At 57.7% G+C, this 24,149-nt stretch carries 22 protein-coding genes and 1 pseudogene; 11 read left to right on the top strand and 12 right to left on the bottom strand.

Annotated features, from left to right (window positions below):
* Positions 1 to 38: 38 nt before the first annotated feature.
* On the bottom strand, positions 39 to 212 hold the full coding sequence (locus NYE85_RS01665) for a type I toxin-antitoxin system SymE family toxin (protein WP_259002594.1): 174 nt from the start codon (positions 210 to 212) through the stop codon (positions 39 to 41).
* Between the two features lie 291 nt (positions 213 to 503).
* Here NYE85_RS01665 and NYE85_RS01660 point away from each other — a divergent pair, with 291 nt between their 5' ends.
* The 3 genes and pseudogenes from NYE85_RS01660 to NYE85_RS22720 all read left to right on the top strand — a co-directional run.
* Positions 504 to 1,256, top strand: a complete 753-nt coding sequence (locus tag NYE85_RS01660) for an Appr-1-p processing protein (protein ID WP_259002593.1) — start codon at positions 504 to 506, stop codon at positions 1,254 to 1,256.
* 621 nt (positions 1,257 to 1,877) lie between these two features.
* Positions 1,878 to 2,180, top strand: a complete 303-nt coding sequence (locus NYE85_RS01655; protein WP_259002592.1) for a hypothetical protein — start codon at positions 1,878 to 1,880, stop codon at positions 2,178 to 2,180.
* A gap of 101 nt (positions 2,181 to 2,281) precedes the next feature.
* Positions 2,282 to 2,359: pseudogene (locus tag NYE85_RS22720) on the top strand (TIGR03757 family integrating conjugative element protein); the annotation flags it as partial.
* A gap of 118 nt (positions 2,360 to 2,477) precedes the next feature.
* Here NYE85_RS22720 and NYE85_RS01650 read toward each other — a convergent pair.
* The 5 genes from NYE85_RS01650 to NYE85_RS01630 all read right to left on the bottom strand — a co-directional run bounded on the left by NYE85_RS01650 (position 2,478) and on the right by NYE85_RS01630 (position 8,716).
* Positions 2,478 to 4,076, bottom strand: coding sequence for an ABC transporter substrate-binding protein (locus NYE85_RS01650; RefSeq protein ID WP_259002591.1), 1,599 nt, complete (start codon positions 4,074 to 4,076; stop codon positions 2,478 to 2,480).
* 40 nt (positions 4,077 to 4,116) lie between these two features.
* A complete protein-coding gene (gene yjiA, locus NYE85_RS01645) occupies positions 4,117 to 5,079 on the bottom strand; it encodes a GTPase (protein ID WP_259002590.1) in 963 nt (320 codons plus the stop codon).
* An 11-nt stretch (positions 5,080 to 5,090) separates the two neighbouring features.
* On the bottom strand, positions 5,091 to 5,294 hold the full coding sequence (locus NYE85_RS01640) for a YbdD/YjiX family protein (protein ID WP_259002589.1): 204 nt from the start codon (positions 5,292 to 5,294) through the stop codon (positions 5,091 to 5,093).
* Positions 5,295 to 5,377: 83 nt separating this feature from the next.
* Positions 5,378 to 7,552: a carbon starvation CstA family protein gene (locus NYE85_RS01635; RefSeq protein ID WP_259002588.1), complete on the bottom strand. Its 2,175-nt coding sequence runs from the start codon at positions 7,550 to 7,552 to the stop codon at positions 5,378 to 5,380.
* A 261-nt stretch (positions 7,553 to 7,813) separates the two neighbouring features.
* Positions 7,814 to 8,716 (bottom strand): LysR family transcriptional regulator, encoded by a 903-nt coding sequence (locus NYE85_RS01630; RefSeq protein WP_259002587.1) that lies wholly within the window; start codon positions 8,714 to 8,716, stop codon positions 7,814 to 7,816.
* 127 nt (positions 8,717 to 8,843) lie between these two features.
* Here NYE85_RS01630 and NYE85_RS01625 point away from each other — a divergent pair, with 127 nt between their 5' ends.
* Positions 8,844 to 9,353: an SRPBCC domain-containing protein gene (locus tag NYE85_RS01625; protein WP_259002586.1), complete on the top strand. Its 510-nt coding sequence runs from the start codon at positions 8,844 to 8,846 to the stop codon at positions 9,351 to 9,353.
* 112 nt (positions 9,354 to 9,465) lie between these two features.
* On the opposite strand, the gene NYE85_RS01620 is transcribed toward NYE85_RS01625, so the two are convergent.
* Positions 9,466 to 10,227 carry a metallophosphoesterase gene (locus NYE85_RS01620; protein ID WP_259002585.1) on the bottom strand — a complete coding sequence of 254 codons (762 nt, stop codon included), beginning with the start codon at positions 10,225 to 10,227 and terminating at the stop codon, positions 9,466 to 9,468.
* Positions 10,228 to 10,497: 270 nt separating this feature from the next.
* On the opposite strand from NYE85_RS01620, the gene NYE85_RS01615 reads away from it, so the two are divergent.
* From NYE85_RS01615 to NYE85_RS01585, 7 genes are all read left to right on the top strand, one after another.
* Complete coding sequence (locus NYE85_RS01615; protein WP_259002584.1) at positions 10,498 to 12,039, top strand: class I adenylate-forming enzyme family protein; 1,542 nt, start codon at positions 10,498 to 10,500, stop codon at positions 12,037 to 12,039.
* 18 nt (positions 12,040 to 12,057) lie between these two features.
* Positions 12,058 to 13,665, top strand: coding sequence for an acyl CoA:acetate/3-ketoacid CoA transferase (locus tag NYE85_RS01610; RefSeq protein ID WP_259002583.1), 1,608 nt, complete (start codon positions 12,058 to 12,060; stop codon positions 13,663 to 13,665).
* A complete protein-coding gene (gene fabG / locus NYE85_RS01605) occupies positions 13,662 to 14,399 on the top strand; it encodes a 3-oxoacyl-ACP reductase FabG (protein ID WP_259002582.1) in 738 nt (245 codons plus the stop codon). The genes NYE85_RS01610 and fabG overlap by 4 nt, the downstream gene beginning before the upstream one ends.
* 10 nt (positions 14,400 to 14,409) lie before the next feature.
* Positions 14,410 to 15,600 (top strand): thiolase family protein, encoded by a 1,191-nt coding sequence (locus NYE85_RS01600; RefSeq protein WP_259002581.1) that lies wholly within the window; start codon positions 14,410 to 14,412, stop codon positions 15,598 to 15,600.
* Positions 15,601 to 15,712: 112 nt separating this feature from the next.
* The gene (locus NYE85_RS01595; RefSeq protein WP_259002580.1) at positions 15,713 to 17,050 is read left to right on the top strand and encodes an MFS transporter; all 1,338 of its coding nucleotides are present in this window, start codon (positions 15,713 to 15,715) and stop codon (positions 17,048 to 17,050) included.
* A gap of 10 nt (positions 17,051 to 17,060) precedes the next feature.
* Complete coding sequence (locus NYE85_RS01590; protein ID WP_259002579.1) at positions 17,061 to 18,227, top strand: glycerate kinase; 1,167 nt, start codon at positions 17,061 to 17,063, stop codon at positions 18,225 to 18,227.
* A 23-nt stretch (positions 18,228 to 18,250) separates the two neighbouring features.
* On the top strand, positions 18,251 to 19,408 hold the full coding sequence (locus NYE85_RS01585; protein ID WP_259002578.1) for a sugar diacid recognition domain-containing protein: 1,158 nt from the start codon (positions 18,251 to 18,253) through the stop codon (positions 19,406 to 19,408).
* A gap of 26 nt (positions 19,409 to 19,434) precedes the next feature.
* On the opposite strand, the gene NYE85_RS01580 is transcribed toward NYE85_RS01585, so the two are convergent.
* The 5 genes from NYE85_RS01580 to NYE85_RS01560 all read right to left on the bottom strand — a co-directional run bounded on the left by NYE85_RS01580 (position 19,435) and on the right by NYE85_RS01560 (position 24,090).
* Positions 19,435 to 20,511 carry a YncE family protein gene (locus tag NYE85_RS01580; RefSeq protein ID WP_259002577.1) on the bottom strand — a complete coding sequence of 359 codons (1,077 nt, stop codon included), beginning with the start codon at positions 20,509 to 20,511 and terminating at the stop codon, positions 19,435 to 19,437.
* A 212-nt stretch (positions 20,512 to 20,723) separates the two neighbouring features.
* The gene (locus tag NYE85_RS01575; protein ID WP_259002576.1) at positions 20,724 to 21,890 is read right to left on the bottom strand and encodes a zinc-dependent alcohol dehydrogenase; all 1,167 of its coding nucleotides are present in this window, start codon (positions 21,888 to 21,890) and stop codon (positions 20,724 to 20,726) included.
* On the bottom strand, positions 21,890 to 22,429 hold the full coding sequence (locus tag NYE85_RS01570; protein ID WP_259002575.1) for an SRPBCC family protein: 540 nt from the start codon (positions 22,427 to 22,429) through the stop codon (positions 21,890 to 21,892). The genes NYE85_RS01575 and NYE85_RS01570 overlap by 1 nt, the downstream gene beginning before the upstream one ends.
* Positions 22,430 to 22,703: 274 nt before the next feature.
* Positions 22,704 to 23,105, bottom strand: a complete 402-nt coding sequence (locus NYE85_RS01565; protein ID WP_259002574.1) for a hypothetical protein — start codon at positions 23,103 to 23,105, stop codon at positions 22,704 to 22,706.
* Between the two features lie 94 nt (positions 23,106 to 23,199).
* A complete protein-coding gene (locus tag NYE85_RS01560) occupies positions 23,200 to 24,090 on the bottom strand; it encodes a LysR family transcriptional regulator (RefSeq protein ID WP_259002573.1) in 891 nt (296 codons plus the stop codon).
* Between the last annotated feature and the right edge of the window lie 59 nt (positions 24,091 to 24,149).

Raw genomic sequence — 24,149 nt, 5'->3', positions numbered from 1 at the left:
AAAGAGCGGGCATATTGTTCGCTCTTTTTTATCTGTTGTTACGCCAACATATTACCCTGCTGAACCTTAATCACCACCTGACCAGGCATTACGCTGATCGCCAGCGGTTGCCCAGTCAGGCCGCACTGCGTCAGCCAGTCTCCCGCCAGATACAGCTCGCCGTTATCCCGTATCCAGTCCACGCCAATATTAGGATCAGCGTCTACATCCAATAATAACCGCTGGATCTCTGTGTCATCAACTATCAGGGTTATTATCAACCCATCCCGATACGGCTCTATTTTAAATACAGCCCCCGCCACAAACCCCGCCTTGATAATATCCCTGGCATCGATAATCAGCTCAGGAATATGGCGACTCCAGAAAGATTAACAGTGTTTCCCATTACGTGGAAATTGATGTGACGGGTCTCGATGTTTCTGAACCAAAGAAAAATACTTTCAGGATTGCTAATAATGGTAAACTGGATATCTCTAATCGAATAGTTAAGAGCGGGAAAAGTTGTGGAAATTGATAAGAGTTATTATCAAAGTAAATGTGAACTTCCTCAAGGCGAAGGAACGGTTATTACTGAGTTCTATGGTGAAGTAGCGACTCGGCAAATTACCATTTTTAATGGTATTATGTATTCATCTTCTTCGCTAGAGGATTGGGACGAAAATGTTGGTTATCTGTTGTACGATGGGAAAAAAAACGAGATTGATTTACAGGAATCAGAAGTTATAGATGAGATGCAGTTCGAATATGAATGGGATAAAACTCTTTCCGATTCCGTTGTGAACTCTTACATAAGTTATCAAACAGGTGATGCAACCATTCCTATTTCTTCATCTCGTTTGATTATTCATATTGTAAATAATATGGGAAAATGGGGGAAGGGATTTGTTGTTGCTCTATCAAAGCGCTATCCAGTGGTAAAGAAAATGTACCAGGATTGGGTTAATGACGATAAGTCTTTTGCTCTAGGTAATGTTCAGTTCGTTGTTGTAGACGAGGTTGAGAATGTTTTTGTAGCAAATATGCTTGCCCAAAACGGGATTAAAAGAAATTACAAAGACAGTAATCAGTATATTTCCTATGAGCATCTTGAGAAATGTTTATCACTTGTTGCTGCCTTTGCTCTAGAAAAAAGATTAAGTATACAACTGCCTATGATTGGCGCTGGGCTTGGTGGTGGTGATTGGAATATTATAGAAGAGATTATCAAGAACAAAATAGCAAGAAATAAAATAAAGTGTGATATTTTGAGATTGTAATACATGATAATGAATTCAATGATTATTTTTTAGTATAACCCAATCACTAACGGCTGGGTTATACTTTTATGTTATTTCTATAGATATTTTAATATCGAGGTATTTGTCATTTTTCCATGCAGTAATAACCTAATAATATAGGTGGAATATATCTATTATTTTACTACAGACGGGGGACGCATTACCTGCTCCAATTTGATAGTGTTTCAGGAGGTGATAATTTTTGCATGTGTGAACTGAATCCGACGCTGTGGATGGCTCTGTTTGGATTGATAAAGGTAAGTTTGCCGTGATTAATATAAACTATTTTTTCCAAAAGATATGTTAGGCCCAATGGTATATACCATGCTGATAAAGAGTACGTTAGTCATGATAATTAATAGGTTTATAAGTAGTTGTAAGTGGAACCCCCGATAAAAAGGGAATTGCAAACGAGCCCGCGAGCGTTTTTGGATATGTTCAACCAATGAATAATGAAAAATTTAGATATTAATCAATAAAAATAAATGATTTGATCCATGTCGTCCATTCGAGGTGTTTTTAATGATCATATAAGTATCAAAAATATCCTATCATGATAGTTCTGGGAGTGGTACAGATTGTCGCTAATAGGGTGGTAATGTGAAAACAGTTAATGGTTTCAAAGAGTTGCTTGCGATTTATAAAGGTTTACCTAAAGTAGGTGGCTTTTTTGTCGATGAAGGCTTTGTTAATAGGGCAGAGCACATTGAGACGGCACGTTATTATCTTGCTGAAACACCTGACGAAGATGATGACATGGAAGATGATTATAAAACATGGCTTGAATATCCTACATTCAGGGCGATTATTGAGAATAAAATTGAACATAACCCTGGGGTGGGTGAGAAAGAGTTGTTACAAGCGGTTGTTTATTACCTCGAACACGATGATTTTCAAGATTGAAAAACAAAAAAACTTTTTGTAATCCAATAAAGACTTCTTTACTGCCTTTCTGATCGCCTCGTAGCACCCTGTGTGGACTCTCTCCATACAAGATACACATCATAAAAATCAGCACGTTGCTGACGTTGTTCCCACTGCTGATGCCGGCATCGGTGCTTGCCGGCACGGCACTGCTTACCCTTACGGCAGGGCTGCCCCTCTGATGCCGACAGACGAAAAATCGCCATACTCCTTGAGCTACCCGCCACCATAAGTGAATTGCCCGCTGGCGCAGGCAATCCCAAGTTCATTCCCGGACTAGTTCAGCTTCGCCTTGGCAAAGTCGCTGCCGTTGACGTCTACCACGTAGCCGCTGAGGTTGTTGCGGGTGGCGTAGAACACCTTGCCGGTGGCCAGCGGTAGCCAGGGCACCTGTTTGGCGAACACCTGTTGTGCCTGCTGGTAGAGTTTGTCGCGTTCGGCAGGTGCCGACACGTTAATCGCCTGCTGGATCAGGCGGTCATAATCCTTATCGCACCAGCGGGCGACGTTAGCGCCGCTTTCCACACCGGCACAGCCCAGCAGGGTGGCAAAGTTGTCCGGATCGCCGTTATCCGACATCCAGCCGTACAGCGCGCTTTGCTGCTCACCTTTGCGTAGCCCCGCCAGATACTGACCCCATTCCCAGGTAACGATTTTGGCCTTGACCCCGACCTTTGCCCAGTCGCTCTGGATCATTTCGGCGATGCGGCGCGAGTTCGGGTTGTATGGGCGCGCGACCGGCATTGACCAGATATCGGTTTCGAAGCCCTTTTCCAGCCCGGCCTGCTTCAGCAGTTCGCGCGCCTTTTGCGGATCGTAGGCGTATTCCGGCAGCTTGTCGTTGTAGCCCAGCATGCCCGGCGGCAACAGCGAACTGGCCGGCGTGCCGCTCTCTTTGAACACCGCGGCGACAATCGCCTTCTTGTCCACCGCGTAGCTCAGCGCCTGGCGCACCAGTACGTTGTCGAACGGTTTTTTCTGCGTGTTGAACGCCAGATAGCCGACGTTCAGGCCGTCGATGTTGTGCAGTTGCAGGTTCTTGTCGTGCTTGATGGCCTCGAACTGCTCCGGCAGCGGCGCCGGAATAATCTGGCATTCGTTGGTCTTCAGCTTGGACAGCCGAGTTTGTGCATCGGGCGTGATGGAAAAGATCAGGTGTTTGCTGGCGACTTCGCCCTGCCAATAATGCGGGTTGGCGATGTAGCGGATCAGCGAGTCCTGCTTGTACTGTTGCAGCGCGTAAGGACCGGTGCCGATAGGCCAGTTATCGACGTTCTCCGGCGTGCCTTTCTTCATCATCGCGTCGGCATACTCTGCCGACAGGATCGAGGCGAAGTCCATCGCCCAGTCGGCAAGGAATGCGGCATTGGGCTGGCTGAGGGTAAAGCGCACGTGGTTGTCGTCCAGCGCTTCCACCTTGGTGATCAGCTGGTTCAGCCCCATATCGCTGAAGTAGGAATAGTTACCGCCGGAGACCTTGTGATACGGGTGATTGACGTCTTTTTGGCGCATCACCGTGAACACCACGTCTTCGGCGTTGAAATCGCGGGTCGGGGTAAAGAATTTATTGCTGTTGAACTTCACCCCCTTGCGCAGGGTGAAGGTATAGGTTTTACCGTCGGGGCTGATGGTCCAGTCGGTCGCCAGCGAGGGAGCGGGCGTTTTGTCGCTTTCACGCAGCGTCACCAGGCGGTTGTACAACACCTGCGACGTGGCGATAAACGTCGGACCGGAGCTGGACAGCTGCGGGTTGAACGATTCCGGCGATGCCACGGTGCAGTACACCAGCGTATCAGAGGCGGCCAGGGCGCAGCCTGCCGACAGGAGGCCGGTTCCGGCCAGCAACAGACTCACGGTTTTATGTTTGAACAGCATACGGATGATAACCCTCTGAATGATGACTGGCGACGCGCCGTCAGCCCAGAGCCGCGAATTCCGCCCGAATTTCCTCCTCCGGCAGATCGATGCCGATAAATACCAGCGTGCTCTGCCGCTGCTCTTCGGGCAGCCATTCACGATCCCAGTCGGCGTTGTACAGCCGCTGAACCCCCTGGAACAGCAACCGGCGCGGGTCGTCTTTGATTGACAATATGCCTTTATAACGTAACAGGTTATCAGCGAATTTTAGCAATAAACCTTCCATCACGTCGGAAATCTGCATCAGTTCCAGCGGCTGCGGGTGTTGGACCACGATCGAGCGGATATTGTTTTGCGGTTGCGCAATGCGCCGGAACAGCGGCGTCGGCGCGCTGAGGTTCAGCTGGTCGTTCAGCACAAAGCCTTCGATGTCGAACAGCACGCTCAGATCGATATTGCCGTGGGTCACCTTATAAATCGGCGCGCGGGCGTTCATCGACTGCAAGCGCTGGATCAGCGGCTCGTTATCGCTTGCGAGGTCGGTTTTGGTCAGCAGAATACGATCGGCGTAACCCACCTGGGCCTGCGAAATGGTGAACTCACTGAGCTGTCGATCGGCGTGTACCGCGTCCACCAGCGTAATGATGCCGTCCAGCAGGAAGCGCTCGCGAATGATCTCATGTGAGAAGAAGGTCTGGGTTATCGGCCCCGGATCGGCCATGCCGGTGCATTCGATGATCAGGCGATCGAACGCCAGCTCGCCGTTGTCGACGCCGTCCAGCAGATCGAGCAGCGCATCCGCCAGCTCATTGGCGCGGCTACAGCAGATGCAGCCATTGCTGAGCGTGGTGATGCGGCTGGCGCGGTCGCCAATCAGCGCGTTGTCGATCGGCACTTCGCCGAACTCGTTTTCGATAACGGCAATTTTATGGCCGTGGTTTTCATTGAGGATGTGGCGGAGCAGGGTGGTTTTGCCGGCGCCCAAAAAGCCGGTCAGGATGGTGACTGCGATGGGTTTCATTGCGGATCCTTTTAACAGCAGCGCATGCCGCCTTTGCCGTCGCCGCCGTAGCGGGCCTGCTGGCGTTCGTGGAAAAATTCTTTGTATGTCATCACCGGTTTGTCCGGGTGATTGTCCTGCATATGTTGAACATAGGTATCGTAATCCGGCACGCCGACCAGCATCCGCGCCGCTTGCCCAAGATATTTTCCTGCCTGACCGAGATTGCCGAACATCGTTTTTCTCCTGGGAAAGAAAGGTGAAAACGGGCGCCGCATGCAGCGCCCGTGGTTAAGGTTATTATGCAGGCAAATTGCGCTTAATGCTGCGGCGAAACTTTGACCTCGCCCTCAGAGTTGGCGGATGGCTGCTGCGGAACCGCGACGTAAGGCGTTTCCTGGTCGCTGCGCTGCGGATTTTTATGTGCCGCCAGCGCCGTTTTGATGCCGTAGAAGATGATGCTGTACACCACCAGCAGGAACATGATGCTCAGGCCGGCATTGGTGTAGTTGTTCACCACGATATGGTTCATGTTGGCAATCTGCTGTGTGCTCAGCTCTGCACCGCCAGCGGCAATCTTCTGCTTATACTCGTTGGCGAGGAAGAAGAAGCCTTCCAGTTGCGGGTTGTCGCTGAACAGCTTCAGGCCCAGCGCATAGGTGGTGCAGATCAGCAGCCACACCGCCGGCAGCACCGTTACCCAAATGTACCGGGTGCGCTTCATCTTGATCAGTACTACGCTACTGAGCACCAGCGCGACTGCGGCCAGCATCTGGTTGGAGATGCCGAACAGCGGCCACAGGCTCTTGACGCCGCCAAGCGGATCGACCACCCCTTGATACAGCAGATAGCCCCACAGCCCGACGCAGCCGGCGGTACCGATAATGCCGGCCACCAGCGAATCGGTTTTCTTCAGGAACGGCACAAAGTTGCCCAGCAGGTCTTGCAGCATAAAGCGGCCGGAACGGGTGCCCGCATCCAGTGCGGTCAGAATGAACAGCGCTTCAAACAGAATGCCAAAGTGATACCAGAAGCCCATATCCGCCGCCGGCATGATCTGGTGGAATACGTGCGCAATACCTACCGCCAGCGTTGGCGCGCCGCCGGCGCGGTTCAGTACCGACGGTTCGCCGATGTCTTTTGCGGTTTGCAGGATCTGTTCCGGGCTGATGACAAAGCCCCAGGAGCTGACGGTGGCGGCTGCGTGAACGGTCACGTCTTTCAGCTGCGCCATGATCATCGGTGCATTATCGCCACCCAACTGGTGCAGGTTGGGCATGGTGATGCCGAGCGCCGCCGGAGGGGTATTCATGGCGAAGTACAGGCCGGGTTCGATAATCGACGCCGCGACCAGCGCCATGATCGCCACGAAGGACTCCATCAGCATGGCGCCATAGCCGATGTAGCGCGCATCGGTCTCACAGGCCAGCAGCTTCGGCGTGGTGCCGGAGGCGATCAGCGCGTGGAAGCCGGAAACCGCACCACAGGCGATGGTGATAAACAGGAACGGGAACAGCGAGCCTTTCCACACCGGGCCGGTGCCGTCGACAAACTGCGTGACTGCCGGCATTTTCAGCTCGGGATTGAGGATCACGATACCGATAGCCAGCCCGACGATCACGCCGATTTTCAGGAAGGTAGCCAGATAATCGCGCGGTGCCAGGATCAGCCAGACCGGCAACAGGGCTGACACAAAGGCGTAGCCGATCAGCGTGTAGGTGATGGTGGTGTCTTTAAAGGTCAGCGCCGGCCCCCAGTAAGGGTCATGGGCAATCACGCCGCCAAACCAGATCGACGCCACCAGCAGTACGATGCCGATCACCGAGACTTCACCCACCCGGCCAGGACGCAGGAAGCGCATATACACGCCCATAAACAGTGCGATTGGCACCGTCGAACAGACGGTAAACACGCCCCATGGGCTTTCCGCCAGCGCTTTCACCACGATCAGCGCCAGCACCGCCAGGATGATTATCATGATCATAAAGCAGCCGAACAGCGCGATGGTGCCGGGCACCGGGCCCATTTCCTTTTTGATGATCTCGCCCAGTGACGCGCCGTTGCGTCGTGACGAGATAAACAGCACCATAAAATCCTGCACCGCACCGGCCAGCACCACGCCGCCCAGTAGCCATAGCGTACCCGGCAGGTAGCCGACCTGCGCCGCCAGCACCGGGCCAACCAGCGGACCGGCTCCGGCGATCGCCGCAAAGTGGTGGCCGAACAGCACGTTCTTGTTGGTCGGCACATAGTTTAGACCATCGTTGTTGACCACCGCCGGCGTGGCGCGGCTGGCGTCCAGCTTCATCACCTTACTGGCGATGTACAGGCTGTAATAACGATAGGCCACCAGATACACCGCGATCGACGCGACGATGATCCACAGTGCGCTGATGTGTTCGCCGCGACGCAGCGCCACGACGCCAAGACAGGAGGCGCCGAGCACCCCCAGCAGCATCCACGGTAAGTGTTTGAGTATTCCCTCTGGTTTCATGAGGTGTCCTTATTCCAATCTGCAAAAAATGTATTGGTTAATCCGCTTATTGATTTTCTGGACCGTCAGCGGCCCGTGTGCGGATCTCGGAGTGGGTGACCCCAGTGGTTAGGGGCAGGTTTAGGAACAGCTCATCATGGCTTGTGATGACAAGCGATGGCAGGCGAATTTCAGTAAGCGGTTTGATCGGCAGATTGAGCGGTTGAAAACGTCGGGTGAGCGGTTGGCGCGCTGACCGGGGCTGCGGCCCCGGCGAACAGGTTAACTGCCGCAGGCCTCAAACAGCAGTTGGCGCAACCAGCGATGGCTGGCGTCGTGATGGGTGCGTTGATGCCAGGCGACCACCTTGCTGAAGCCTTCAATCGCCAGCGGCGGCGGCAGTACCGCCAGATCGCGGGTAGCGGCGGCCAGCCTGGCAGGTACCACCGCAATCAGATCGCTCACGCGCAGGATGTCCGGTAGCACCAGAAAGCTGCTGACCGACAGCGTAACGCGGCGCCGTAGCCCCAGTTTACGCAACGCGTCGTCGGTTACCCCTAGGAAGTTGCCCCCTTCATACGACACCAGCGCATGGTCGAGCTGGCAAAAGCGTTCCAGCGTCAGTTCGCCGGTCTGAGCGTACGGATGGTCCTGGCGCAGCAGGCAGACATACTGCTCGTCGAACAGCGTTCTGGCGTGCAGATCCTGCGGCGTGCTTTCCGGTGTGAGCAGCGCCAAATCGATCTCACCGCGTTCCAGTCGTGCGGGCAGGCGGGCGCTATCAACCGGCAGCACCGCCAGCCGGATGCCGGGCGCTTTTTGGCGCAGCGCGGACAAGAACGGCACCACCACGGCACGCAGCGCATAGTCGGTAGACGCCAGGGTCAGCGTCAGGCTGGCGGTAGAGGGGTCGAACGCCGGCGGCTGTAGCAGATTTTCTACCTCGCCAAGGATGCGCTTGACCGGTTCGGCCAGCTCAAGCGCCCGCGGCGTCGGCACGATCCCACGCTGTGCACGTACAAACAGCGGGTCGTCAAAGCTTTCCCTCAGCCGCGTCAACATACCGCTGACCGCCGGTTGCGTTAGCGCCAGGCGCTCGGCGGCGCGGGTGACGTTACGTTCGTCCAGCAACGCATCCAGGGTTTTCAACAGGTTGAAGTCGAGCGTTCTGATATCAGTATTCATGATGGCAAATATGCTAAATGGTGATTTTATTTATTTCACCCTAGCACCCACACTGTTCCTCGTCCACCGAAGTGCGGCTCGGCGTCTGGCCGGTCACGGGCAACCTATTCAATCACGAGGAACGATTATGAACGCCATTATCTGGCCTGCAGGCTATCTGCCTGGCACCACCGACAACGCGGTTTCCAATGAAATTATCGTCGCGGGGCTTAGCGCCGCCGAGGTGTGGCCTTGCATCACCAACACCGCAGCCTGGCCGACTTACTACAGCAACGCCTCGGATATCATTTTCCATGATGGCAGCGGCCCGCAACTGGTGGACGGCAGCCGTTTCCGCTTCACCACCTTTGGTTTTCTGGTAGAAGCGCAGGTGACGGAATACCAGGCGCCGGCGGCGGGGCAAGCGGCGCGCATCGCCTGGCACGGCTGGGTGGAAGGCGACGCGGAAGAGCGGTTGGACGTTCACCACGCATGGCTGTTTGAAGATTTGCCTGGCCAGCGGGTGCGCATCCTGACGCAGGAAACCCAGAATGGCAAACCGGCGCAGGCTTTGGCGCAGACCCGGCCAAACCCGATGCTGAACGCGCATCAGGAATGGATTGACGGGCTGGCACAGGCGGCTCGACAGGCGCGCTAGCACGACCGGCTGACATGTAGCGCGTTGGAAAAGATGGCGGTGGAAATTGTTCACGTCGGCGAGAGTGCGAAAACGCTCGGACGGGAATAAAGCAGCGACGCCGTCAGCCAGCTTAATGGCGCTGGGCAAGGCTCGCCAGCGTAGTTTGCCGAATGCCGCTGCGGCTGTTGATGTACAACTGCTCCTGCCTCAGTTCCAGCATCCCCAGCGCACCGCCGCTTGCCATGGCAAACGCGCAAAAATCGATGTCCAGGCTGTTGCCATGCAGGGCGTCCTGCGGGTCGCCGGGAGTATGGCCGCAGATCAGATAATCGACGCCGACGATTGGCCGTTGCAGGTTGTTGATGTAACGTTCGCGTCCCCAGATGCAGGCCTGCTTCACCGCGTGGTCGCCGGCCCGCAAACGGCGGTAGAAGGTGTCGATGTCATCGATCTCCGGTGGCACTTCGGCATGCAAAATCGCGTAGCGTCGTTGCCCGGCCTGCAAGGCAATTGCCCATGGCATCGGTTGCATCAACTGCTGACAATAGCGTTGCTGCTGTGGGCTGAGGTGGAAAAACCACTCGCCGCCGTCAATCTGCCACATCAGTTGCAAATCAAGCGCCGGCTGCTGCCGCTCGCGGGCGGCACACCACTCCAGCGCTCGTGCTTCGTGATTGCCGCGTACCGCATAAAACCAGTCCTGCGTCAGCAGTTCCAGGCACGGCAGGCTGTGCTCGCCGCGATCGATCAGATCGCCAACCGCGATCAGGCGGTCATGCTGGCGGTCAAATGCCACGTGATTGAGCAACGACTGCAGCGGCCGCAGGCAGCCATGCAGATCGCCAACGGCAAAATCACGACCGTGGCGATTGTCGTCAAGGGTGACGATCATGCTTGATCCTCCCGTTAACCGTCGGCCGCTGTCCGATCGACGTTGGCAGCAGGCGGCGCTGTAAAACCCTATTACAAGGGTAGCCAACAATGCGTCGATCCGTGGCTGGCAGCGCGCGTGACGATTCTGTGAGCGACGACACATGCGTTTGTGCAAGGTTACAACGATGTAAATGTTTTGACCGCTGAATGTTGTGAATGGATCCACAAAGTCCTCCCCGGCAATCCTCCTAGACTGCATGCATCGTAATTGACCTGCCGGAGAACGCCGATGTCCGTTGACGCATGCCCGAATCTTTTCCACAGCCTGAGTCTGAGCGCGCAGCGTGCCCCACGGGCGCTGGCGCTGGCCTTTGAGGGGCAGCGCTATAGCTATGACGATTTTTACCGTGGCGTACAGCGGGCGATGGCGCAACTGCACGCATGCTGGGGGCTACATCAGGGGCAACGCATTCTGCTGGCCTGGGGCAATACGCCGGAATTCTGTCAGCTGTTTTATGCCGCCGTTGGCCTGGGGATCGAAGTCGTGCCGCTGAGCACCAAACTGCGTGAGGACGAAGTGCGCGAGCTGTTATCACAGGCCGAACCCCAGGCGCTGTTTTACGATGCCGCCTGCCAGCCCTGGCTGGCGAACTGGCAGCAGGGCATTGCGGTATCGCTGACCCACTGGCGGCAACTCGAGCTGCCGCCGCCTGACGTCCGCCCTGCGCCGGTCGGTCGGCAGGATACTGCGGTGATGATGTTTACTTCCGGCACCACTGGTACCCCAAAAGGCGTGCTGCTGAGCCACGGCAATCTGCTGGCGGCGGTAGAGGCCTATGCGCAGACGCTGAACCTGAGCGCCGGCGACAGCAGCGTACTGGCCGTGCCGATTTATCATATTACCGGCCTGTCGGCGCTGCTGGCGTTGTTTATCCACGTCGGGGGCAGCCTGTGGCTCCAGCATCGCTTCAACGCCGAGGCGGTGCTCAACGCCGTTCGCGAGCACGGCATCACCTTTTTACACGGTTCGCCGACGGTGTTCACGTTGTTGACGCGGGCGCTGAAAGAGCAGGCGCAACGGCTGCCTGTCGCCGCACCGGATACCTTCGCTGCGCTGCGCGCCATTGCCTGTGGCGCCGGCCATCTCAATGCCGGCCTGATAGCCACGCTGGCCGAAGCCTTCCCCCATACCGCAATCCATCCGGTTTATGGCCTGACGGAAACCAGCTCGCCTGCCACCATTTTTCGTGGCGACGTGCGCCGCAGCAACAAGGCCGGCAGCGCCGGCACGGCAATCCCGGGGCTGGCAATCGCCATCCGTGACGAACGGCAATGTGCCCTGCCTGCCGGAGCGATCGGCCACATCTGGCTGAAAGGCGAGGTTGTCAGCCGTGGCTATTGGCAGCGGCAGCAGACGCAGGCGGCCTGCGCCGACGATGGCTGGTTCGCCAGCGGTGACATCGGTTACCTGGATGACGACGGCTATCTGTACATCAAGGATCGCAGCAAGGACATGATCAATCGCGGCGGCGAGAAGATCTATTCGATCGAGCTGGAGAACCTGATTTCCACCTATCCGGGCATCAGCGAAGTGGCGGTGGTGCCGATGCCCAGCCCCTTGTACGGCGAGGAGCCGTTGGCGTTTGTCGTGACCGATGCCCAGAGCTGCCTGACCAGCGAGGAACTGCTTGACTGGCTGCGACCGCAGCTGGCGCGCTTCAAGTTGCCGGCGCGCATTCTGTTCACACGAACCCTGCCGCGCACCCACAACGGGAAAATCAATAAACGCCAGCTCAAACGGCAGCTCAGCCAACACCTTTCACTTTTCTGAACGCAGGAGGCAGCAGCCATGACGGAAAAATTCATTAGCGCAGCACAGGCGGCAGAGCGGGTAAACAGCGGTGACACCGTCTGCACCGTGGGGATGACGCTGACCGGCGCCGCCGAGTCGGTGCTTGCGGCGCTGGAAGCGCGCTTTCTTGACACCGGCGCGCCACGGGATCTGACGCTGGTACACGCGGCGGGGCAAAGCGATCGTCAGCGCGGCAACCAGCATTTTGCCCACCCGGGAATGGTACGGCGACTGATCGGCTCGCACTGGGGGTTGGCACCGCGCTGGATGGCGATGATCAACAACGACGAGGTCGAGGCGTTCTGTCTGCCGCAGGGGCAGATGGTGCATCTGTATGCGGCGATGGCTGCCGGCCTGCCGGGCCGGCTGTCGAAAGTCGGGCTGGGTACCTTCGTCGATCCTCGTCTGGAGGGCGGGCGCATGAACCGACGCACGCGGCAACTGCCGCCGCTGGTGGAACACATGATGTTCCGCGGCGAAGAGTATCTCTATTACCCGGCGATCCCGTTCGACGTGCTGATTATTCGCGGCACGCACGCCGATGAGGACGGCAATCTGACGACCGACGAAGAGCCGATGGCGCTTGAGGTTTTACCGGCGGTGCTGGCAGCCAAAAGCCGTGGGGCAACGGTGATAGCCCAGGTCAAGCACCGGGTGGCGCGTCATTCGCTGCATCCCAAGCGGGTTACCGTACCGGGCAATCTGATTGATGCGTTGGTGCTGTGCGAATCGGCGCAGCACGATCATCGCCAGACGGCGAGTTGGGCGTTTGATCCGGCGTTGTGTGGCGATTTGCGCCTGCCGAACAGCGCCGTTCCCCCGCTGCCCCTGACGCTGCGCAAGCTGATCGGCCGTATTGCCTGCCGCTATCTGACCCCTGGCTGCGTGATCAACCTCGGCACCGGCATCCCCAACGATGTTATCGGCGCCATTGCGCACGAAGAGGGAATCGACGATCGGCTGACCATCACGGTGGAGTCGGGTATTTACGGAGGCTGGCAGGCGGGCGGCATCGACTTCGGCGTTGGTCGCAACCTGAGCGCGATGATCAGCCACCAGGACCAGATGTTGTACTACAACGGCGTCGGCGTGGACATCACCTTTATGGGCGCCGGCGAGATGGATGCCGCCGGCAACGTCAACGCCACGCGGCTCGGTAATACCTGCCCAGGCGCCGGTGGATTTATCGACATCACGCAGAATGCCCGCCATGTGGTGTTCTGTTCCAGCTTTACCGCCAGCGGACTGGACATCGCCTGTGAAGGCGGCCAATTGCATATCTTGCAGGAAGGCGCGGTGCGCAAGTTGGTTTCCGCCGTCGGGCAGGTTTCCTACAACGGCGAGTTGGCGAGAAGCGCAGGGCAACGCATGCATTTTGTGACCGAGCGCGCGGTGTTTGAACTACGGCCGGAAGGCCCGGTGCTGGTGGAAATAGCCCCCGGCGTCGATGTGCAGCGCGACATTCTGGCGCAGATGGACTTTACGCCGCTTATCGATCCACAGCTCGGCGTCATGGATCCGGCACTGTTCCAGGCGCCGCCGCTGGGGTTGTGGCGCAGCCAGGAGACGGCGCAACCTTTTAACCCTTCAGGAGAAACAGCATGAGACTGCAACAGCAAGTGGCCATTGTTACGGGCGCCGCCCGCGGCATCGGCAAGGGGATCGCCGAGGTATTGACACGCGAAGGCGCACTGGTGGTGGTATCCGATGTCGACGCTCAGGCCGGAGAGGCCTGCGTTGATGCGCTACGCGCGGCGGGACATCAGGCGCAGTTCGTCGCGTGCAATATCGCCGATGCGCAGCAGGTCGAGGCATTGTTCGATACGGTGCTGAGCCGCCATGGTCGGCTGGATATTCTGGTCAATAACGCCGGCATCAACCGTGACGCCATGCTGCACAACATCAGCGAAGCAAACTGGGACGCGGTGATTGCCGTCAATCTGAAAGGCACTTTCCTCTGCATGCAACAGGCGGCGCGCCATATGCGCGAGCGTGGCGCAGGCCGCATTGTCAATATTGCCTCTGCCAGCTGGTTGGGCAATGTGGGGCAGGCCAACTATGCCGCCTCCAAGGCCGGGGTCGTGGGACTGACCAAAACCGCCTGCCGCGAACTGGCGCGCAAGGGCGTCACCGTCAACGCCATTTGCCCCGGGTTTATCGACAGTGACATGACGCGCGGGGTACCGGAAAAGGTGTGGCAAATGATGGTTGACAAAATACCGGCCGGCTATGCCGGGCAGGCCTCGGACGTCGGCGAGTGCGTAGCATTCCTCGCGTCGGGTGCGGCGCGCTATATCAATGGCGAAGTGATTAACGTTGGCGGCGGCATGGTGCTGTAAGGAGCAAAACATGAAACAGGGGAATGACATCGTCGTTATTGACGGCGTACGCACCGCCATCGGCAGCTTCGGCGGCAGTCTGCGGCATAGCCATCAGCACGATCTGGCGGCAGCGGTGATTCGGGAAGCGGTGGCGCGCGCCGGCATCGCACCGCACTACGTGGATGAAGTGGTGGTGGGCAACGTCGGTCAGGTGGCCGAAAGCGGTTTTATCGGCCGCATCTGCCAACTGCGTGCCGGGTTGCCGGAGCAAACTACCGCCTATTCGGTCAACCGCCAATGTGGCTCCGGCCTGCAGGCTCTGGCCGACGCGGTGATGCTGCTGCAAAGTGGCCAGGCCGAGGTGGCAGTGGCTTGCGGTACCGAAAACATGACCCAGTTACCTTACTACCTGCGCCGGGCGCGTGAAGGGTACCGCATGGGCAACGGCGAACTGGAAGATGGCCTGATTTCCATTCTGACCTGGCCGGAAGGGCCGTACCACAACGGCATCACGGCGGAAAACGTCGCGCAGCAGTTTGGCATCTCACGTGAGGCGATGGACGATTTCGCCTGGCATAGCCAGCAAAAAGCGCTGCAGGCAATCCGTAGCGGCCGCTTCCAGTCACAGATCCTGCCCTTGACGGTGGCGGAGGGCAAGCAGGGCAGTCGGCAGTTCGACACCGACGAGCACCCGCGCGATACACCACGGGAAAAGCTGGCCGCGCTGCGCCCGGCTTTTCGCGACGGCGGGGTGATCACCGCCGGCAACGCCTCCGGCATCAATGACGGCGCCGCAGCGCTGGTATTGACCACCCGTCGGCAGGCGGAACGTCTGGGGGTGCAACCGCGCATGTGCATTCGTGGTTGGGCGGTCGCCGGTTGTGATGCGGCGATCATGGGGATCGGGCCGGTTCCGGCGACGCGCCGTCTGATGGCGCGCCTGGGAATGAATGTTGGTGACGTCGAGCTGATCGAACTTAACGAGGCGTTTGCCGCTCAGGCGCTGGCGGTGATAGGCGATCTGGAACTGGATGAAACGCGAGTCAACGTCAACGGCGGTGCCATCGCGCTCGGTCATCCGGTCGGCGCCAGCGGCGCCATACTGCCGGTGAAGCTGATGCACGAAATGGAGCGCAGTGGTGCTCGCAACGGCTTGGCCACGCTGTGTATCGGCGGTGGGCAGGGGATCGCCATGCTGTTTGAGCGCGAAACGGCGTGATTGATGCGGGATAAACGGCCCGGCGCCTGGCGTCGAGCCGGATCGCAGGCAAGTTTATTGGGCCGAGGGGCAGCCGCATCGCTACCGGCCATAACCATGGGGATCGTTTGACATGCCTAACAATAACCAACGGGCGGCGCCGGATCAGGCTGCACGCACCAACGGCAAAATCTATCGTCGGCTGATGCCGCTGTTGATCATCGCCTATATCATCAGTTTTCTCGATCGCACCAATATCGGCATCGCCAAAACGGCGATGTCAGCGGATATCGGCCTGTCGGCCACCGCATTTGGTCTGGGGGCGGGCCTATTCTTTCTGACCTATTCGATCCTGGAGATCCCCAGCAATCTGATCATGGAAAAGGTCGGCGCGCGGCGCTGGATCACCCGCATCATGGTGACCTGGGGGCTGATTTCGGCCGGGATGGCGTTTGTTTCCGGGCCAACCTCGTTTTACGTCATGCGCCTGCTGCTGGGGGCGGCGGAAGCCGGCCTGTATCCCGGTATCATTTTCTATATGACCTATTGGTTCAGCCGCGAAGAGCGCGCCAAGGCCACCGGACTGTTTCTGCTTGGCGTCTGCCTGGCCAATATTATCGGCGCGCCGCTTGGCGGTGCGCTGCTGAGCATGGACGGCATCATGGGCTGGGCTGGCTGGCAATGGATGTTCGTGATCGAAGGGATGCCGGCGCTGGTACTGGCCTGGGTGGTGTGGCGTAAATTGCCGGACAGGCCGGCGGATGCCACATGGCTGGATGCGCAGGACGTGGCCTATATCGAAGACAAGCTGGCGGCCGAAGCGCGTGAGCAGGGGCACACGCCAGCACGTTTTTCGCTGAAGGCGGCGTTTGCCAATCGACCGTTCATGTTGCTGGTGCTGGTGTATTTTACTCATCAGTTTTCGGTTTACGGTCTGAGCTATTTTCTGCCGACCATCATCGGTGAACACGGCGGTCTGAGTTCGCTACAGATTGGTTTGCTGACGGCAGTGCCGTGGATTGCCGCCGCCATTGGCGGAGTGCTGTTGCCGCGCTTCGCCAATAGCGACCTGCGTTCACGCCGCATGCTGACCGGGGGCTATCTGGTGATGGCCGCCGGGCTATGCATCGGCGCATTGGGAGGCTCGCTGGTCGGGTTGCTGGGCTTTTGCCTGACCGCCTCCATGTTTTTCTTTGTGCAATCCATTATCTTCAGCTGGCCGCCGAATCTGATGAGCGGCAGCATGCTGGCCGGCAGCTTCGGCTTGCTCAATTGCCTGGGGTTGTGCGGCGGGTTCCTCGGGCCGTTTATTCTTGGCGCTTTTGAGGATCGTACCGGCTCTGCCGTCTCGGGGCTGTGGTTTGGCGTGGTATTGCTGCTGGTAGGGGCGTTGGTGTCCGGCTTTATACGCCGCAAGCCGAGCGGCAATGTGCCAATAGCCGGTGCGGAACGCGTCGATGCGGGCCAGTAAGGGGAGTGGCATGAAGATTGTGATTGCGCTGGATTCCTTCAAGGGCAGCTGTAGCGCTCAGGCGGCCTGCGCTGCGGTAGCGGCGGGGCTGCGGCGGGTAGATACCGAGCTTGAACTGGTGGAAATGCCGGTATCCGACGGCGGAGAGGGCTTGTTGCAAACCCTGGCGCACAGCCCGCTACTGCCTGCGGCAACCTGGCATGAGCAGCGTTGTCGTGGTCCGTACGGCGCAGAAGTCAACGGTGCCTATCTGAACTTGGGGGACGGCGGTGCGGTGGTGGAGATGGCGCAATGCTGTGGGCTGGAACTGACGCCGCCGGCGCAGCGCGAGGTCGGCCGCGCCAGTAGCTATGGTCTGGGGCAGATGCTGCGCGCCGCACTCGACGGCGGCGGTGAACGGCTGATCGTCGGCCTGGGCGGCAGCGCCAGCAATGACGGTGGCGTCGGTTGCGCACAGGCGCTGGGCGTGCGCTTCTACCGTGACGATGGCAGCTTGCTGGCCGCCGGAGCCTGCGGTGACGATCTGGCGCACATTGCCCGAGTCGATATGGCGAGTCTCGACCCCCGGCTGCGACATTGCGATCTGGCCGCATCCTGCGATGTCAGCAACCCCTTGCTGGGGCCGCACGGCGCGACCTGGGTGTACGGTCGGCAGAAAGGGGCGGATGACGCCGCGTTAAGCGCGCTGGAAGCGGGCATGACCAATCTGGCCCGGGTGATGGAAGCCGCCAGCGGTCGGTGTATCAGCGATCAACCCGGTGCAGGGGCCGCCGGCGGAATGGGGGCGATGTTGCAGTGGCTGTGCGGTGCCCGGCTGGTGCCGGGAATCGAACTGGTACTGCGGCTGCTGGATGCAGAACGCCATTTACAGCAGGCGTCGCTGGCAATCGTCGGCGAGGGGCGTCTGGACCGGCAAAGTGCCTTTGGCAAAGCGCCGATCGGGGTAGCCGGCGCGGCAGCGCGCTGCGGCGTGCCGACCATCGCTCTGTGTGGCGATCGCGACAAGGACAGCCGTGAGCTGTATCAACATCATCTGCAGGCCATGTGGTCGATCTGCCCACGCCCGATGGCGCTGGCTGAATCCATCTCGGCCTGTGAGTCACTGTTGGCCGACACGGCTGAAAACCTGCTGCGCACGCTGCGAGTGGGGGCCAGCATGGCGTCCGTCGGCCGTTAGCCACATCATCAACGGGAAAAAGCATGCTGATCACAACACACCTGGCCAACGAAATTGTTACGCGCGCGATGGCAATCATCCATCATAACGTCAACGTTATCGATCACCATGGCCGCATTATTGCCTCGGGGGAACGGCATCGGATCGGGGAACAGCATGATGTCGCCGTGGAAGTGATCCGCACCGGCAAGCGCATTACCATCGACAATGCCCAGCAGGCGGCGCGGTTTCGCAACGTGCACCCCGGCATCAACCACCCGATCACGGTAGACGATCGGGTGGTGATGGTGGTCGGCGTCAGCGGAGAACCGGGCGCCATCGGCCGTTATGCGGAACTGGCGATCCTGACCGCCGAACTGCTGGTACGCCAGGCGCAGGAGATGCGTGACATCAATTGGCGCCAGCGGCTGCGTGACACGCTGTTCAGCCAGTATCTGGAGCACGGCGATCACCCGGCGGGGCAGCGTGCGTTCAGCCGTCTGGCGCAGTTGGGCTTTACCTTTCACGCGCCGACGGTGCCGCTGGTGGTCGATCTTGCCATTGCCCAGGCGCGTATCTGTGAAATATTGGATACCTTGCTGCGCCAGATCAGCATGCTGGAAAACGTGACCGAGGTGCTATTGCTGGGCAGCCATGAGCTGCTGGTACTGGTCCGTGACGATGGCGGGCAGGAGCGACTGCTGGAGCAGATCCGCTTTATACTCGACAGCCAGATCAGTCAATACCATATCGGCGTTGGCCTGCGGGCGGAGTCGCCGAACGATCTGCGCGAGGCGATTCAGTTTGCCCGAGCGGTGATTGCGGTTGGCATGAAGGTGCAGCCGCAGCAACAGCTCTACTATTTTCGCGAGATGGCGGTACTGTGCCTGTTCAAGGTGCTGGAAAGCAGCTATCTGCTGAATTTTTTCGACAAGATCGTGCATCAGCTGCTGCGCCATGATTCCGGTGAGGTGCTGTTGGAAACGCTGGACAGCTTTATTGCCCATAATGCGGAACTGGGGCGGACAGCGCAGGCGCTGGGCATCCATCGCAATACGCTGGCTTACCGTTTACAGCAGGTGAAAAAGCAGCTGCATCTGGATCCGATGGTCTTTATGGATCTGATCCAGCTGTCGGTATCGATTCATTGCTATCGCAAGCATCAACCGAAACAGAGCCCGTGGATCGCCGGGGTGAGTTAGGGGCGCCGCAGCACCCCCGATATTGCTTACTTCAGTGCGATACGGATCACGTCATCCGGATCGGTGGCTTCCTTCTCGCGGCTGGCAGCCTGCTTGACGCTGACGTACAGCGTCTGGCCGTCCGGTGACAGCGCCAGGCTGTTCGGGTGGGTCGGCGTTTTGACGGTGCGCAGCACCTGATAAGTTTTGGCATCGATCACGCTGACTTCGCCAGCTTCGCGGTGGGTGACGTACGCCTCGTTACGCGCCGGATTAAACAGCACTGCCAGCGAGGTCGGTACCTCGATTTTGTGCAGGATAGCGCCGTTGCGGGTATCAACCACCAGCACCTGCGGCTGTTTGGAATCGGTGATGAACGCACGATGGTTCGCCGGATCCAGGCTGATGTTCAGGAAGAAGTGCTCTTTGGATTGATCCAGCTTGTGGCGCGACAGGATGTTGTTGGTTTTGGTGTCGATGGTCAGCAGCTCGCCGTCGGCGTTGGTCACGTACAGGCGGCCAGCGGCGGCGTCCAGCGCCAGGCCGGTGCCATACTTGCCGGTGTTGGCGATAGTGGCGCGCAGCGTCAGATCCTTGCCGTCCACTACCCATACCACGCTGGATTCACCCAGACCGGTGATATACAGGGTGTCGGTATTGGCGTCGGCCACCAGTTCACGCGGTGCCAGCGGTTTTACGCTGTCGGAACGCTTGCGAGCATCCAGCACCAGGCGACCTTTCACGTTGCCGCTGTTGGCGTCGATGGCGGTAACGCTGCTGTCGACGGTGTTGCCAAAATACAGCGTATTGGTTTTGTCGTTGATCGCGGCGCCAAACGGCTTGAGGTCGTTATGGATGATCTGCGTCACGTCCAGCGTGGTGGGATCCAGGCGATATACCACGCCGCCTTTATCCAGCTTACGGCTCTGCGAGGTGGCCAGATACAGCGCGTTTTCGCTTTGGCTATAGGCCATTTCATACGCACCCTTGCCAATCGGCTTGCGCAGCAGTTGTGTGTCGGACTGCGCGTGCGATACGCTAGAAAACAGCAGGCTGGTGAGCAGCATCAGTGGCAAAACCGCCCGCCCGCCGAAACGACGACCGGTTGTCATCACAGTGTTCATAACATCTCCATATGGTTAATCGTGTTGTGGCCGCCGGCGGATGCCGAACGGCGAAAACAGCTCAACATTGAATTAAAAGCACGACGACGCCGGACACGTCATTGCGCGTCCGGCTTTATATTTGAGAATAATAATCATTATTTATTGGAAAGGGGAGCTATTTTGCCGCCGATGCCGTCGGAGCGCACATTGCGTACGGTACAGGCCTATCGTCAGGGGGCGAACACGGCGCGCAAACAGCCGTCGGTTTTATGCTTGAACATCTGGTAGCCCTGGGGCGCGTCCTCCAGCGAAAAGCGATGCGTCGCCATCAACGCCGGATTCATTTTCCCTGTGGCAACCAGATCCAGCAGCGTCGGTACATAACGCTGGCCGTGCTGCTGGGCGGTACGAATCGTCAGGCTTTTATTGATCATCAGCCCGACCGGAAACTTATCCATCACGCCGTAAACGCCGAGAATCGCCACGGTGCCGGCCTTGCGGCAGCAGTACAGCGCCTGACGCAGCGCGGCACCGACGTCGGTTTGCAGGTGCAGCAGCTGCTTGGTGCGATCGTAGATCTGGGTCAGCCCTTCGCCTTTGGCTTCCATGCCGACGGCGTCAATGCAGCTGTCCGGGCCGCGGCCGCCGGTCAGTTCCAGTAACGCTTCCGGCACATCTACCTGGGTGTAATTCAGCGGAATGGCGCCGAAGGTGTTTTGCGCAAATGCCAGCCGCTCCGGGAAGCGATCGATGGCGATCACTTTTTCGGCGCCCATCAGCAACGCGCTCTGCTGTGCCATCAGGCCGACGCCGCCGCAGCCCCACACCGCGACGATATCGCCAGAGTGAATATTGCAGAAATCGGCACCCATATAGCCGGTGGGCGCCGCATCGGACAAAAACAGCGCCTGTTCATCGCTGACGCCGTCCGGAATGACGAAACAGTCGTTATCGGCAAACGGCACGCGCACGTATTCGGCGTGCGAACCGGCGTAGCCACCAAAGGCGTGACTGTAGGCATAGATACCGGCGGTGGGATAGCCCAGCATGGTTTCGCCCAGCTCGGGCTGCGGGTGGGTATTGTCGCAGCAGGAATACAGCTGATGCTGACAGTACCAGCAGGAGCCGCAAACAATGAATGACGGTACCACCACGCGCTGGCCGACGTTTACCCGCTTGACCCCACGGCCGATTTCGACAATTTCACCCATAAATTCGTGGCCAAGAATATCGCCGTCTTGCATGCTGGGGATCAGCCCGTCGATCAGGTGTAAATCCGAACCGCAGGTGGTGGTCAGCCTGACCTTCACAATTGCGTCTCCAGGGTTGAGCAGCGTGGGGTCGTTCACCGTTTCTACACGCAGGTCATTGACCCCGTTCCAGCACAGTGCTCGCATCACGCCTCCTTCTTCGCTCGGTCAGCACCAGCCGGCGGTGGTGAAACCAGCGGGATTTCGCCGGTTTCGGCCAGGCTCTTAAAGCGGTGTAGCGCTTTGCTGACGATCTCATTTGGCACCACGTTTAACCAGTCGGCGATTTTTTTGCCCATTTCACCGCCGGGGGGCTCAAAAATAACCCGTAGGGAAAGTTCGGTGCCTTTCGCGGCTGGAGCCTCGCGGAACAGCAGGCTGCCTTCGTTTGGCAGGTCGGCGCCTTGCAAGGATTGCCAATAGATGGCGACGCCAGGTTGCAGCTCGGTGATGCGATTTTGCCAATACCATTTCTGGCTCAGCATATCTTCCACCATCCAGCTGGATTCGCGTTCGTTGAGGATATCGACCTTGGCGAAGTGGGACATGATCAGCGGCAAGGTATGCGGTTCGCACCACAGCCGTTGCAGTTCCAGCGCCGGTTTACCGATGGTGATCCATCGGTTGACTTCAACCGCTTTGCTTTTGTTTTTAACGCCTTCGACGTTCAGTTGAGTATGTTGCATAACTCTCCTCGTCGTTAACACAGGCCGTGTTAAATACAGTCTGCGGTGTTCGGGGTTTCCTTGTGGGTTATTTCCTCATTATTCAAGTTAAGCAAAAACTCAGGATTTTTCCTGCCGTTACGCTTGGCTGGCGCAGGAGAGGGGCGTGAAAGGTAATGCAGAACAAAGAGGGATCGCTGCTGGATTGTGGTGTTAACGTTGTCCCGTTCGAGAAGAATGTTATCGGTAATAAAACAGCCTGTTATTAGCTTAACCAATCCCGAGGTATTTCATCTCAGCTGATTATTTCATTATTTATCAGTAAAATGAGTGCCTCAGCCAGAAACAAAAATATTCCTTGATATATCAATAGGGTAAGGTCGAGCCTGATCCAGGATTGCAACTTTTTTGAAGCGTGCTCCTGTACAAAATCATACGTTTTTTTATCCAACCACTTATTGCGCTGTGTTTTTATTTTCCTGCCTCGCAAAATCCAAAGAAACCATTTTGCCTTCAACGAGGTGCCAAGGACGCCCAGGTTATCTGCAAACACCACGTAAGGCGGGACAAAATGTCCATATGCGACATAGTTTTTATAAAAATCATCGAATTCTTTTTTATGCAGACGAGCAAGCAGGTATTGAACCAGGATGCACAGCAAAACCAACAATAAACAGACGATGACCGCGATTTTCATTATTCACCTAGCATCAATATCGTGAAACTTAACATTTTCAGCTGGCAGGGAACAGCCGGATGATAATGTTATTACCTATAAACTATCTGAAACCTCACCCGCTGACCTCCCCTTCAATCACCTCGGCCAAGGCCTGTGCGGCGGTGGACAGTTGATGCTGCGCCAGGCGGAGCAGGCCGATGCGTCGTTCGATGCACGGGCCGATCAATGGCACGCATTTGGCGCCCAGTTCGCCCATTTGCCGTTCGCACAGCGCCGGCACCGCGCTGGCACCCAATCCGTTGGCCACCATCCGGCCGACGGTCACCAACTGATGGCTTTCGAACGCTACCTCCAGTTTCGTACCGCTGCGGGCCAGCGCCTGTTCCAGCAACAGGCGTACCGCCGAAGGGCGTTGCAGGGTAATGAAGTCCAGCGTCAGCAGTTCACGCCAGCTGATTTGCTCTTTGCTTGCCAACGGCGAATCGTGCGGTACCACCGCCACAAAGCGATCGTTACCCAGCGGAGTGAAGTGCAGAGTGTCGCTGGGTTCCGGTTCGAAGGCGATGCCCATTTCCACCCGGCCTTCGCGGATCATTTCGAACACCTGTTCATTTATCACATCGTGCACCGCCACGTTGATGCCGGCATAACGATCGCGAAAGCGCTTCAGGATTGGCGGTAGCTGATTGGCAGCAAACGAGGGCATTGCGGCGATCGACACCTTACCGCGTTGCAGGGTGAAGCGTTGTCTCAGTGCCTCTTCGGCGTTGTCCCAGTCCGCCAGCAATTGCCTTGCCATCGGGAAGAAGCTTTCCCCTTCCGGCGTCAGCGCCACACGCCGGGTAGTGCGCATCAGCAAGGCACCCCCCAGCGCTTCTTCCAGCCCGCGGATCGACAGGCTGAGCGCCGGCTGCGAAATATTCAGCCGTTCGCTGGCCTGGGCAAAGTTCAGAGTGTGAGCTACCGCTAAAAACGCGCGTAACTGCTTGATGTTCATTTTCATTTTGCAGTTTCTTAACTTATTGGAAAATATTAATTAACAACATATTAATAAAAAATCCC

It is taken from the genome of Serratia sp. AKBS12 (assembly GCF_024793895.1).
Lineage (GTDB): Bacteria > Pseudomonadota > Gammaproteobacteria > Enterobacterales > Enterobacteriaceae > Serratia_F.
Note: the sequence above shows the minus strand (reverse complement) of the source record. Positions and strands in the feature narration are given on the sequence as shown.